Source organism: Salmonella sp. HY31 (assembly GCF_042604575.1).
In the GTDB taxonomy this organism is placed as follows: Bacteria; Pseudomonadota; Gammaproteobacteria; order Enterobacterales; family Enterobacteriaceae; genus Salmonella; species Salmonella diarizonae.
Genome location: NZ_CP170479.1, coordinates 1,689,932 through 1,702,806 on the forward strand (window position 1 = coordinate 1,689,932; position 12,875 = coordinate 1,702,806).

Annotated in this window: 10 protein-coding genes; all 10 read left to right on the forward strand. The window is 54.8% G+C overall.

Annotation, left to right across the window (positions count from 1 at the left end):
* The 10 genes from ACE15A_RS07795 (at position 1) to galF (ending at position 12,645) form a co-directional block, all read left to right on the forward strand.
* The gene (locus ACE15A_RS07795) at positions 1–474 is read left to right on the forward strand and encodes a GDP-mannose mannosyl hydrolase (RefSeq protein WP_053510396.1); all 474 of its coding nucleotides are present in this window, start codon (positions 1–3) and stop codon (positions 472–474) included.
* Positions 471–1,694, forward strand: a complete 1,224-nt coding sequence (wcaI, locus tag ACE15A_RS07800) for a colanic acid biosynthesis fucosyltransferase WcaI (protein ID WP_053510395.1) — start codon at positions 471–473, stop codon at positions 1,692–1,694. The genes ACE15A_RS07795 and wcaI overlap by 4 nt, the downstream gene beginning before the upstream one ends.
* Positions 1,691–3,133: a mannose-1-phosphate guanyltransferase gene (cpsB, locus tag ACE15A_RS07805; protein ID WP_072158769.1), complete on the forward strand. Its 1,443-nt coding sequence runs from the start codon at positions 1,691–1,693 to the stop codon at positions 3,131–3,133. The genes wcaI and cpsB overlap by 4 nt, the downstream gene beginning before the upstream one ends.
* Before the next feature lie 110 nt (positions 3,134–3,243).
* The gene (cpsG, locus tag ACE15A_RS07810; protein ID WP_053510393.1) at positions 3,244–4,614 is read left to right on the forward strand and encodes a colanic acid biosynthesis phosphomannomutase CpsG; all 1,371 of its coding nucleotides are present in this window, start codon (positions 3,244–3,246) and stop codon (positions 4,612–4,614) included.
* Positions 4,615–4,667: 53 nt separating this feature from the next.
* Positions 4,668–6,062, forward strand: coding sequence for an undecaprenyl-phosphate glucose phosphotransferase (wcaJ, locus tag ACE15A_RS07815; protein ID WP_023247763.1), 1,395 nt, complete (start codon positions 4,668–4,670; stop codon positions 6,060–6,062).
* A 101-nt stretch (positions 6,063–6,163) separates the two neighbouring features.
* Positions 6,164–7,642 carry a colanic acid undecaprenyl disphosphate flippase WzxC gene (wzxC, locus tag ACE15A_RS07820; RefSeq protein ID WP_129382393.1) on the forward strand — a complete coding sequence of 493 codons (1,479 nt, stop codon included), beginning with the start codon at positions 6,164–6,166 and terminating at the stop codon, positions 7,640–7,642.
* Between the two features lie 21 nt (positions 7,643–7,663).
* Positions 7,664–8,944 (forward strand): colanic acid biosynthesis pyruvyl transferase WcaK, encoded by a 1,281-nt coding sequence (gene wcaK / locus ACE15A_RS07825; RefSeq protein ID WP_053510389.1) that lies wholly within the window; start codon positions 7,664–7,666, stop codon positions 8,942–8,944.
* Complete coding sequence (gene wcaL / locus ACE15A_RS07830; RefSeq protein ID WP_053510387.1) at positions 8,941–10,161, forward strand: colanic acid biosynthesis glycosyltransferase WcaL; 1,221 nt, start codon at positions 8,941–8,943, stop codon at positions 10,159–10,161. Before wcaK ends, wcaL begins: the two co-directional genes overlap by 4 nt.
* 10 nt (positions 10,162–10,171) lie before the next feature.
* Positions 10,172–11,575: a colanic acid biosynthesis protein WcaM gene (gene wcaM, locus ACE15A_RS07835; RefSeq protein WP_053510385.1), complete on the forward strand. Its 1,404-nt coding sequence runs from the start codon at positions 10,172–10,174 to the stop codon at positions 11,573–11,575.
* 176 nt (positions 11,576–11,751) lie between these two features.
* Positions 11,752–12,645 carry a GalU regulator GalF gene (galF, locus tag ACE15A_RS07840; RefSeq protein WP_053510383.1) on the forward strand — a complete coding sequence of 298 codons (894 nt, stop codon included), beginning with the start codon at positions 11,752–11,754 and terminating at the stop codon, positions 12,643–12,645.
* Positions 12,646–12,875: the final 230 nt, after the last annotated feature.

Genomic DNA, 12,875 nt, shown 5'->3' on the forward strand with positions numbered 1-12,875 from the left:
ATGTTTTTACGCAAGGAAGATTTTGCCGCTGTGGTGCGTACCACGCCCCTTATTGCCCTCGATTTCATCGTGGAAAACGACCAGGGGAAAATCCTGCTGGGCCAGCGTCTCAACCGTCCGGCGCAGGGCTACTGGTTTGTGCCGGGGGGACGGGTGTGCAAAGACGAAACGCTGGAGGCTGCCTTCGAACGTCTGACGCAGGCGGAACTGGGCGTGCGTCTGCCGCTGGCGGCAGGGACGTTTTATGGCGTGTGGCAACACTTCTATGACGACAACTTTTCCGGAGAGGATTTTTCAACTCACTACATCGTGCTCGGCTTTCGTCTGCGCATGGCGGAGAGCGATTTACACCTGCCTGACGACCAGCATGGCGGTTACCGCTGGCTGACGCCGGAACAGCTTCTGGCAGGCGACAATGTTCATGATAACAGTCGGGCTTACTTCCTTCCTGACGCGCCGGCGGTGGGCCTGTGAAGATCCTGGTCTATGGCATTAACTATTCGCCGGAACTGACCGGTATCGGCAAATATACCGGCGAAATGGTGGCGTGGATGGCGCGGGAAGGCCATGAAGTGCGGGTAATCACTGCGCCGCCGTACTACCCGCAGTGGAAGGTTGGCGAGCGCTATTCCGCCTGGCGCTATTGCCGGGAAGAGGGCGAGGCTACCGTCTGGCGCTGCCCGTTGTATGTGCCGAAACAGCCCTCCACCTTAAAACGGTTGCTTCATCTGGGGAGCTTTGCATTGAGCAGTTTTTTCCCGCTGATGGCGCAGCGTCGCTGGAAGCCGGATCGGATTATCGGCGTTGTACCGACGCTCTTTTGTACGCCGGGAATGCGCCTGCTGGCGAAACTCTCCGGCGCGCGTACCGTACTGCATATTCAGGATTACGAAGTGGACGCCATGCTCGGCTTAGGGATGGCGGGAAAAGGCAAGCGCGGCAGCGTAGCGCGGTTAGCGGCGGCCTTTGAACGCAGCGCGCTGCGTAACGTTGATAACGTCTCGACCATCTCTCGCTCCATGATGAATAAAGCGCGGGAGAAGGGCGTCGCGGCGGAAAAAATCCTCTTTTTCCCGAACTGGTCGGAAGTGGCGCGCTTTCAGGACGTTAATGACGCTGACGTGACGGCTTTGCGTCAGCAGCTTGGTTTGCCAGAGGGCAACAAAATCGTGCTCTATTCCGGCAATATCGGCGAAAAGCAAGGACTGGAAAAGGTGATTGACGCCGCAGAGCGATTACGCGATCGACCACTGATTTTTGCGATTGTCGGCCAGGGGGGCGGCAAGGCGCGGCTGGAGAACATGGCCCGCGAACGCGGCCTGGCAAATATTAAATTCCTCCCGCTTCAGCCTTACGACGCCTTGCCCGCGTTGCTGAAAATGGGCGATTGTCATCTGGTGGTGCAAAAGCGCGGCGCGGCGGACGCGGTACTGCCCTCCAAGCTGACGAACATTCTGGCGGTCGGCGGCAACGCGGTGATTACCGCTGAGCCGCACACCGAATTAGGACAACTTTGCGCGCGCTATCCGGGCATCGCCGTTTGCGTGGAACCGGAATCGGCCGACGCGCTGGTCGACGGGATTAGCCAGGTGCTCGCCATGCCGAAAAACAACACGACGGCACGTGAATACGCCGAACGCACGCTCAATAAAGAGAATGTGCTAAGCCAATTTATTGCAGATATTCGGGGATGATAATGCGTCAGACAAAACTTTACCCGGTTGTGATGGCCGGAGGCTCCGGTAGCCGATTGTGGCCGCTCTCTCGCGTGCTTTACCCAAAACAGTTTCTGTGCCTGAAAGGCGATCTCACCATGCTGCAAACCACCATTTGCCGTCTGAACGGCGTGGAGTGCGAAAGCCCGGTGGTTATCTGCAACGAACAGCACCGTTTTATCGTCGCCGAACAGCTCCGCCAGCTCAATAAGCTGACGGAGAACATTATTCTTGAGCCCGCCGGGCGCAATACCGCGCCGGCGATTGCGCTGGCGGCGCTGGCGGCGACGCGCCAGCATACGGACTGCGATCCGCTGATGCTGGTACTGGCGGCGGATCATGCGATCGCCAATGAAGGGGCCTTCCGCGACGCGGTGCGCAGCGCCATGCCCTATGCCGACGCGGGCAAACTGGTAACCTTCGGTATCGTGCCGGATCTGCCGGAAACCGGCTATGGTTATATCCGGCGCGGCGATGTCGTGCCGGGCGCGACGGATGCGGTGGCTTTTGAGGTGGCGCAGTTCGTTGAGAAGCCGGGGCTGGAAACCGCCCAGGCCTACGTCGCCAGCGGCGATTACTACTGGAACAGCGGCATGTTTCTGTTCCGCGCCGGACGCTATCTGGAAGAGCTGAAAAAGTTCCGCCCCGATATTCTGGCCGCCTGTGAACAGGCGATGCGCGGCGTCGATCCGGATCTTGACTTCATTCGCGTGGATGAAGAGGCCTTCCTCGCCTGTCCGCAAGAGTCCATTGACTATGCGGTGATGGAGCGGACGGCGGACGCGGTGGTGATGCCGATGGACGCGGGCTGGAGCGATGTCGGCTCGTGGTCCTCGCTGTGGGAAATCAGCGCACACACCCCGGAGGGAAACGTCCATCACGGCGACGTCATCAGCCATAAAACGGAAAACAGCTACGTTTACGCCGAATCCGGCCTGGTGACCACCGTCGGCGTGAAGGATCTGGTGGTGGTGCAGACCAAAGACGCGGTGCTGATTGCCGATCGCCACGCGGTGCAGGACGTAAAAAAGGTGGTGGAGAAGATCAAGGCCGACGGACGCCATGAGCACCACATGCACCGCGAGGTTTACCGTCCGTGGGGCAAATACGACTCCATCGACGCGGGCGAGCGCTATCAGGTGAAGCGTATTACCGTCAAGCCGGGGGAAGGACTGTCGGTGCAGATGCACCATCACCGCGCCGAGCACTGGGTGGTGGTGGCGGGTACCGCCAGAGTCACCATCAACGGCGAGGTTAAGCTGCTCGGTGAAAACGAGTCCATCTATATTCCGCTGGGGGCGACCCACTGCCTGGAAAATCCGGGAAAAATACCGCTCGATTTAATTGAAGTGCGTTCTGGTTCGTATCTCGAAGAGGACGACGTGGTGCGGTTCGAGGACCGTTACGGGCGGGTCTGACGCCTTAAATTATGCCCGGTAAGCGTAACGCGCCGTCCGGCAATGAACAACAATAACGATTTTGGCCATTTACGGCCAGGGTTAACTGTTGCCTGAAGAAGGGTAAGAACATGACAAAATTAACCTGTTTCAAGGCCTACGACATTCGCGGCAGGCTGGGCGAAGAGCTCAATGAAGATATCGCGTGGCGGATTGGCCGCGCCTACGGCGAATATTTAAAACCGCAAACCATCGTGCTGGGCGGCGACGTGCGTCTGACCAGCGAATCCCTGAAGCTGGCGCTGGCGAAAGGGCTACAGGATGCGGGCGTCGACGTGCTGGATATCGGGATGTCCGGCACCGAAGAGATTTACTTCGCCACCTTCCACCTTGGCGTGGACGGCGGTATTGAAGTGACCGCCAGCCATAACCCGATGGACTACAACGGCATGAAGCTGGTGCGCGAGGGCGCGCGCCCGATAAGCGGTGACACCGGTCTGCGCGACGTTCAGCGCCTGGCGGAAGCTAACGACTTCCCGCCGGTCAACGACGCCGCGCGCGGCAGCTACAGACAAATCACCCTGCGCGACGACTACATCGACCACCTGCTCGGCTACATCAGTGTTAAAAATCTCACCCCGCTGAAGCTGGTGGTGAATTCCGGTAACGGCGCGGCGGGGCCGGTCATCGACGCCATCGAAGCCCGCCTGAAGGCGCTGGGCGCGCTGGTGGAGTTCATCAAAATCCACAACACCCCGGACGGCACCTTCCCGAACGGCATTCCCAACCCGTTGCTGCCGGAGTGTCGCGACGACACCCGAAACGCCGTTATTGAACACGGGGCGGACATGGGCATCGCCTTTGACGGCGACTTCGACCGCTGCTTCCTGTTTGATGAGAAAGGGCAGTTCATTGAGGGGTACTACATCGTCGGCCTGCTGGCGGAAGCGTTTCTGGAAAAACACCCGGGGGCGAAGATTATTCACGACCCGCGCCTGACCTGGAACACCGAGGCGGTGGTGACGGCGGCGGGCGGGACGCCGGTGATGTCGAAAACCGGGCACGCCTTTATCAAGGAGCGGATGCGTCTTGAGGATGCGGTGTACGGCGGCGAGATGAGCGCGCATCACTATTTCCGCGATTTTGCTTACTGCGACAGCGGGATGATCCCGTGGCTGCTGGTGGCGGAGCTGGTGTGCCTGAAAGGACAGTCGCTGGGCGGGCTGGTGGCGGACCGGATGGCGACGTTCCCGGCGAGCGGGGAAATCAACAGCAGGCTGGCGGAGCCGGCGGCGGCGATTGCCCGGGTGGAGCGGCATTTTGCGGATGAGGCGCAGGCGGTGGATCGTACTGACGGCATCAGTATGTCGTTTGCCGACTGGCGTTTCAACCTGCGCTCGTCGAACACCGAACCGGTGGTGCGCCTGAATGTGGAATCACGCGGCGATATACCGCTGATGGAAGCGCGAACACGGACTCTGCTGGCGCTGCTGAATCAGTAACGTCAGATCTCCCCTTACTGCCTGCGGGTAAGGGGCCAATCACAGGAACAACGATGACAAATCTAAAAAAGCGTGAACGAGCCAAAACCAATGCATCGTTAATCTCTATGGTGCAACGCTTTTCAGATATCACCATTATGTTTGGCGGGCTGTGGTTCATCTGTGAAGTCAGTGGACTGCCATTCCTGTACATGCACCTGTTGGTGGCGCTGATTACGCTGGTTGTTTTTCAAATGCTGGGCGGGATGACCGATTTTTATCGCTCCTGGCGCGGCGTCAAAATATCGACAGAGTTAACGCTGTTACTGCAAAACTGGACGCTGAGCCTGATCTTCAGCGCCGGTCTGCTGGCGTTTAATAACGACTTCGACAACCGCCTCGTCACCTGGCTGGCCTGGTATGCGCTGTCCAGTCTGGGCTTAGTGTTATGCCGTTCATTTATCCGTTTCGGCGCGGGTTGGCTACGCAATCGTGGTTATAACACTCGCCGGGTCGCCGTCGCCGGAGATTTGCCTGCGGGTCAGGCGCTGCTGGATAGCTTCCGTAATGAGCCGTGGCTGGGCTTTGAGGTGGTGGGCGTCTATCACGATCCCAAACCGGGTGGCGTCTCTGCTGATTGGGCTGGAAACTTCGAGCAGTTAATTGACGATGCGAAAGGTTCGCAGATTCACAATGTTTATATCGCTATGTCGATGAGCGACGGCGCCATGGTGAAAAAACTGGTGCGCGAGCTGGCCGACACCACCTGCTCGGTGATCCTTATTCCCGATGTGTTCACCTTTACTATTCTTCACTCGCGCGTGGAGGAGATGAGCGGCGTTCCGGTCGTTCCGCTGTATGACACGCCGCTGTCAGGGATTAACCGTCTGCTTAAACGGGCAGAGGATATCGTGCTGGCGTCGCTGATTCTGCTGCTCATTTCACCGGTACTGTGCTGCATTGCGCTGGCGGTCAAACTGAGCTCGCCCGGACCGGTGATTTTCCGTCAGACGCGCTACGGGATGGACGGCAAGCCGATCAAGGTCTGGAAGTTCCGCTCAATGAAGGTGATGGAGAACGATAAGGTCGTTACCCAGGCGACGCAAAACGATCCGCGCGTCACCCGGGTAGGTAACTTTTTGCGTCGTACCTCGCTGGATGAATTGCCGCAGTTTATCAACGTATTAACTGGCGGGATGTCCATCGTCGGTCCACGCCCTCACGCGGTGGCGCATAACGAACAGTATCGTCAGTTGATTGAAGGTTACATGTTGCGTCACAAGATGAAGCCGGGCATCACCGGCTGGGCGCAAATTAATGGCTGGCGCGGTGAGACCGATACGCTGGAGAAAATGGAAAAACGCGTGGAATTCGACCTGGAATACATCCGCGAATGGAGTATCTGGTTCGATATCAAAATCGTGTTTCTGACTATTTTCAAAGGGTTTGTGAATAAAGCAGCGTATTAAGAACCTGACCCATCAGGCTATTTTACTTGCCATATTGCACCTGGGCAGTGCTCAATCAGGCTGCGCCAATGACGCCTTGTGAACAGGTTCTGGAGAAAAGAATGAACTTACGACAAAAAACGATCAGCGGCGCGAAATGGTCGGCTATCGCCACGATAGTGATTATCGGTCTGGGGGTGATTCAGATGACGGTGCTGGCGCGGATCATTGATAACCACCAGTTTGGCCTGTTGACCGTCTCGCTGGTGATTATCGCGCTGGCCGACACGATCTCAGACTTTGGTATCGCGAACTCGATTATCCAGCGTAAAACGATTGGGCATCTGGAGCTGACCACGCTCTACTGGCTAAACGTTGGGCTTGGGATTGTGGTATTTGCGGTGGTTTTTTGGCTGAGTGATGCGATTGCCCATGTTTTGCATAACCCGGATCTTGCGCCGTTAATCAAAACGTTGTCGCTGGCGTTTATCGTGATCCCCCACGGGCAGCAGTTCCGCGCGCTGATGCAAAAAGAGCTGGAGTTCAATAAGATCGGCATGATCGAAACGACCTCCGTGCTGGCGGGATTCACCTTTACGGTGATTAGCGCCCATTACTGGCCGCTGGCGTTAACCGCGATTCTCGGCTATCTGGTGAACAGCGCGGTGCGAACGCTGCTGTTCGGTTACTTTGGCCGCAAGATTTACCGTCCGGGGCTGCATTTTTCGCTGGTATCGGTGTCCACGAACCTGCGTTTTGGCGCGTGGCTGACGGCGGACAGTATCGTCAATTACATCAACACGAATTTATCGACGCTGGTGCTGGCACGAATTCTCGGCGCAGGCGTTGCCGGGGGATATAACCTCGCGTACAACGTGGCGGTTGTGCCGCCGATGAAGCTTAACCCGATCATTACCCGCGTGCTGTTTCCGGCATTCGCCAAAATTCAGGACGATACCGAAAAGCTGCGCGTCAACTTCTACAAGCTGCTTTCCGTGGTGGGAATTATCAATTTTCCCGCGCTGCTGGGCCTGATGGTGGTCGCCAATAATTTTGTGCCGCTGGTGTTTGGCGAGAAGTGGCGCAGCATTATCCCGATCCTGCAACTGCTGTGCGTGGTGGGGCTGCTGCGCTCGGTTGGCAACCCGATTGGTTCGCTGCTGATGGCGAAAGCGCGCGTGGATATCAGCTTTAAGTTCAACGTTTTTAAAACGTTTCTGTTTATCCCGGCGATTTTTATTGGCGGCCATCTGGCGGGGGCGATTGGCGTGACGCTGGGGTTCCTGGTGGTGCAAATCATCAACACCATTCTGAGCTACTTCGTGATGATTAAGCCGGTACTCGGTTCCAGCTATCGTCAGTATATTCTCAGCCTGTGGCTGCCGTTTTATCTCTCCTTGCCAACATTTATTACCAGCTACGGCGCAGGAAAGCTGGTCGACGGTTATTTACCGCTGTCAGGGGTATTCGCGCTACAGGTTATGATCGGTATTTTGAGTTTTATTTTAATGATTATTTTTTCACGCAATGCGCTGGTGATGGAAATTAAAAAACAGCTTTTTGGCAGTGCAAAAATGAAAAAGTTATTACGTGTCGGATGACGGGGATATAAGAGGCTATTTATGAAATTATTAGTTTTAGGCAACCACACATGCGGCAACCGTGGTGATAGCGCCATTATGCGCGGTTTGCTTGATGCCATCCGTCAACAGGCGCCAGAGGCGGAGATGGATGTGATGAGCCGTTTCCCGGTGAGTTCCGCCTGGTTGCAGGGGCGTCCGATTATTGCCGACCCGCTGTATCAATTAAGCCAGAAACAGCAGGCGGCGGCTGGACTTAATGGTCGGGTGAAAAAAGTATTACGCCGTCGTTTTCAGCACAAAATTTTATTGTCTAAAGTCGCCCAGGAAGGATCGCTGCGTAATTTTGCTATCGCGCCGGAATTTGCCGAATTCGCGCAATTTATTGCGCAGTATGACGCCGTCATTCAGGTGGGCGGTTCAAACTATGTCGACTTATACGGTTTGACTCACTTTGAATATCCGCTGTGCGCGTTTATGGCGAACAAACCAATTTATATGGTGGGGCATAGCGTCGGCCCTTTCCAGAACCCCGACTTTAACCAGCTCGCCAATTATGTTTTTGGGCGCACCAGTGCGCTGATCCTGCGTGAAACCGTCAGCCGCGATTTGATGACCGCCGCGCAGATCGATACCCGAAAAGTGGAGCAGGGGGTGGATACCGCCTGGTTAGTCGAACGCCGTCACGACGAGTTTGTCGCCAGTTATGCCGTGCAGCACTGGCTGGACGTCACCGCGCGCCGCAAAACCGTCGCGATTACGTTGCGCGATCTGGAACCGTTTGATAAACGCCTGGGAACCACTCAGCAGGCCTATGAGCAGGCATTTGCCCAGGTCGTGAATCGCCTGATTGTGGACGGTTATCAGGTACTGGTGCTGTCGACCTGCACCAGTATCGATCGCTATAACCGCGATGACCGGATGGTTGCGTTGCGGATGGCGAAGTATGTGAACGGCTCAGAGCATTTCCATATCGCGATGGACGAACTCAATGACGTGGAAATCGGAAAGGTCCTCGCATCCTGCGTACTTACCATCGGGACGCGCCTGCATTCCGCCATTATCTCCATGAATTTTGGCACGCCCGCTATCGCCATTAATTATGAACATAAATCCGCCGGCATTATGCAGCAGCTAGGCCTGGCGGAATTGGCTATCGATATCCGTCACTTGCTGAACGGTTCATTACAAAGCGTAGTGGCCGATACGCTCAATCAATTGCCTGCGCTAAAGGCAAAAGTGGCTAACGCCGTCACCGAGGAGCGGGCGAAAGGGTTCACGATGATCAAATCCGTTCTCGACAGAATTCGGGAGGAGCAATGAAAGTCAGCTTTTTTCTGCTGAAATTTCCACTCTCATCGGAAACCTTTGTGCTGAATCAGATTACTGCGTTTATTGATATGGGGCATGAGGTGAAGATTGTCGCGTTACAAAAAGGCGATACCCAACATACTCACGCCGCCTGGGAGAAGTATGGTCTGGCGGCGAAAACCCGCTGGTTACAGGATGAGCCCCAGGGACGGCTGGCGAAACTGTGCTACCGGGTATGTAAAACGCTGCCGGGGCTGCATCGGGCGGCCACCTGGAAAGCGCTCAATTTTACCCGCTATGGCGATGAATCACGCAATTTGATCCTTTCCGCGATTTGCGCGCAGGTGGGGCAGCCTCTTGTGGCAGATGTGTTCATCGCTCACTTTGGTCCGGCGGGCGTGACGGCGGCCAAATTACGCGAACTGGGCGTACTTCGCGGCAAAATCGCGACTATTTTCCACGGGATTGATATTTCCAGTCGCGAGGTGCTCAGCCATTACACGCCGGAGTATCAGCAGTTGTTTCGTCGTGGCGATCTGATGCTGCCCATCAGCGATCTGTGGGCCGGTCGCCTGAAAAGTATGGGCTGCCCGCCGGAGAAGATTGCCGTTTCGCGCATGGGCGTCGACATGACGCGTTTTACCCATCGTCCGGTGAAAGCGCCAGGGATACCGCTGGAGATGATTTCCGTCGCGCGCCTGACCGAGAAAAAAGGCCTGCATGTGGCGATTGAAGCCTGTCGGCAACTGAAAGCGCAGGGCGTGGCGTTTCGCTACCGCATTCTGGGCATTGGCCCGTGGGAACGTCGGCTGCGTACGCTCATCGAGCAGTATCAGTTAGAGGATGTCATTGAGATGCCAGGTTTTAAACCGAGCCATGAAGTGAAGGCGATGCTGGTTGACGCCGACGTTTTTTTGCTGCCGTCGATTACCGGTACGGATGGCGATATGGAAGGTATTCCGGTGGCGCTGATGGAGGCGATGGCGGTGGGGATCCCCGTGGTGTCTACCGTGCATAGCGGTATTCCGGAACTGGTGGAGGCCGGAAAATCCGGCTGGCTGGTGCCGGAAAACGATGCGCAGGCGTTGGCGGCCCGGCTCGCTGAGTTCAGCCGGATTGACCACGACACGCTGGAGCCGGTGATCACGCGCGCCCGTGAAAAAGTGGCGCAAGATTTTAACCAGCAGGTGATTAATCGCCAGTTAGCCAGCCTGCTACAAACGATGTAAACGAGGTTGTATGCCCGCGAATAAATTCTCCCGACGTACCCTCCTGACGGCAGGTTCCGCGCTTGCTGTTATTCCTTTTCTGCGCGCCTTGCCGGTACAGGCGCGTGAACCTCGCCAGACCGTCGATATTAAGGATTATCCGGCGGTGGATGGTATCGCCTCGTTCAAACAGGCCTTCGCCGACGGACAGACCGTGGTCGTGCCGCCAGGATGGGTGTGTGAAAATATCAATGCGGCGATAACGATTCCGGCGGGAAAAACGCTGCGGGTACAGGGCGCTGTGCGTGGGAATGGCCGGGGACGGTTTATTTTGCAGGACGGGTGTCAGGTGGTGGGAGAGCAGGGCGGCAGTCTGCACAATGTGACGCTGGATATTCGCGGGTCGGACTGTGTGATTAAAGGCGTGACGATGAGCGGCTTTGGTCCCGTCGCGCAAATTTTCATTGGCGGTAAGGAACCGCAGGTGATGCGTAATCTGATTATCGATGACATCACCGTTACCCACGCCAACTACGCCATTCTTCGCCAGGGATTTCATAACCAAATGGACGGAGCGCGGATTACGCATAGCCGTTTTAGCGATTTACAGGGAGACGCCATTGAGTGGAATGTCGCGATTAACGACCGCAACATCCTGATTTCCGATCACATCATCGAACGCATTGATTGTACCAATGGCAAAATCAACTGGGGGATCGGCATCGGACTGGCGGGCAGCACCTATGACAATAGTTATCCTGAAGACCAGGCGGTAAAAAACTTTGTGGTGGCCAATATTACCGGATCTGATTGCCGACAACTGGTGCACGTAGAAAATGGCAAACATTTTGTCATTCGCAACGTAAAAGCCAAAAATATCACGCCCGATTTCAGTAAAAATGCGGGGATCGATAACGCAACGATCGCAATTTATGGCTGTGATAATTTCATTATTGATAATATTGATATGACGAATAGTGCCGGGATGCTCATCGGCTATGGCGTCGTTAAAGGAAAATACCTGTCAATTCCGCAAAACTTTAAATTAAACACCATTCGGTTGGATAATCGTCAGGTTGCTTATAAATTACGCGGCATTCAAATCTCCTCCGGTAATTCCCCCTCTTTTGTCGCCATCACCAACGTACGGATGACGCGTGCTACGCTGGAACTGCATAATCAACCGCAGCACCTGTTTCTGCGTAATATCAACGTGATGCAAACCTCAGCGATTGGCCCGGCGTTAAAAATACACTTCGATTTGCGTAAAGATGTCCGCGGGCAATTTATGGCCCGCCAGGACACGCTGCTTTCCCTCGCTAATGTTCATGCCATCAATGAAAACGGGCAGAGTTCCGTGGACATCGACAGGATTAATCACCAAACCGTGAATGTTGAAGCAGTGAATTTTCCGCTGCCGAAGCGGGGATGGTAAACGCCGCTATTTTTACGAAAATTCCTGGGAAAAAGTTGTTCATACTTAATGTTATGGTGCCGACTAAGACGTAATGCAGGGCGTGCCATCATTATCCTGGCAGCAGAGTAATTCATGCTGGCGAAAACAAACTAAAGAGCTATAATTCAGCAACCATTTTACAGGTGGATGAAACAATGATGAATTTGAAAGCAGTTATACCGGTAGCGGGGTTGGGTATGCACATGTTGCCTGCCACCAAGGCAATCCCAAAAGAGATGCTACCGATCGTCGACAAACCGATGATTCAGTACATTGTCGATGAGATTGTGGCTGCAGGGATCAAAGAAATCGTGCTGGTGACTCACGCGTCTAAAAACGCCGTTGAGAACCACTTCGACACCTCTTATGAACTTGAATCACTTCTTGAGCAGCGCGTTAAGCGCCAGCTTCTGGCGGAAGTACAATCTATCTGCCCACCGGGCGTGACTATCATGAACGTTCGCCAGGCGCAGCCGTTAGGGCTGGGGCACTCTATTCTGTGCGCGCGTCCGGTAGTGGGCGATAACCCTTTCATTGTGGTACTCCCGGATATTATTATTGATGATGCTACTGCCGATCCGCTACGCTATAACCTTGCGGCGATGGTGGCGCGTTTCAATGAAACGGGCCGCAGTCAGGTGCTGGCGAAGCGCATGAAAGGTGATTTATCGGAGTATTCTGTTATCCAGACGAAAGAACCTCTGGATAATGAAGGCAAAGTCAGCCGGATTGTGGAATTTATCGAAAAACCGGATCAGCCGCAGACGCTGGACTCCGATTTGATGGCGGTAGGCCGTTATGTGCTTTCAGCCGACATCTGGGCGGAACTGGAAAGAACCGAACCGGGCGCCTGGGGCCGTATCCAGCTCACGGATGCCATTGCTGAACTGGCGAAAAAACAGTCGGTTGACGCGATGCTAATGACGGGCGACAGCTATGACTGCGGTAAAAAAATGGGCTACATGCAGGCATTTGTGAAATACGGGCTGCGTAACCTGAAAGAAGGGGCGAAGTTCCGTAAAAGCATAGAGCAGATGCTTGATAAATAAGCCATTATCTATAGTTTGATAATTATCAAAAGACGGCAGTGATCATCTTTGAACGTTACAAAGAGAGCGATTATGGAGTTCACTGCTGCTATATCTTGTAGTTTTTCTTAAAAAACAAGAGATTAAAAGTCGCCAAAACGTAATGTTTTTCTTGTTTCTGATATCATTTGGTAAGACAATTAACAACCAGATTTGAGTCCTTTTTAGAGAGTACTCAATGAATATGAACG

What these genes read in the sequence shown, in the direction of transcription:
- wcaL (WP_053510387.1), top strand. Translation starts at nt 8,941, where the DNA reads ATGAAAGTCAGCTTTTTTCTGCTGAAATTTCCACTCTCATCGGAAACC.
- wcaJ (WP_023247763.1), top strand. Translation starts at nt 4,668, where the DNA reads ATGACAAATCTAAAAAAGCGTGAACGAGCCAAAACCAATGCATCGTTA.
- wcaK (WP_053510389.1), top strand. Translation starts at nt 7,664, where the DNA reads ATGAAATTATTAGTTTTAGGCAACCACACATGCGGCAACCGTGGTGAT.
- cpsG (WP_053510393.1), top strand. Translation starts at nt 3,244, where the DNA reads ATGACAAAATTAACCTGTTTCAAGGCCTACGACATTCGCGGCAGGCTG.
- wcaM (WP_053510385.1), top strand. Translation starts at nt 10,172, where the DNA reads ATGCCCGCGAATAAATTCTCCCGACGTACCCTCCTGACGGCAGGTTCC.
- ACE15A_RS07795 (WP_053510396.1), top strand. Translation starts at nt 1, where the DNA reads ATGTTTTTACGCAAGGAAGATTTTGCCGCTGTGGTGCGTACCACGCCC.
- galF (WP_053510383.1), top strand. Translation starts at nt 11,752, where the DNA reads ATGATGAATTTGAAAGCAGTTATACCGGTAGCGGGGTTGGGTATGCAC.
- wzxC (WP_129382393.1), top strand. Translation starts at nt 6,164, where the DNA reads ATGAACTTACGACAAAAAACGATCAGCGGCGCGAAATGGTCGGCTATC.
- cpsB (WP_072158769.1), top strand. Translation starts at nt 1,691, where the DNA reads ATGATAATGCGTCAGACAAAACTTTACCCGGTTGTGATGGCCGGAGGC.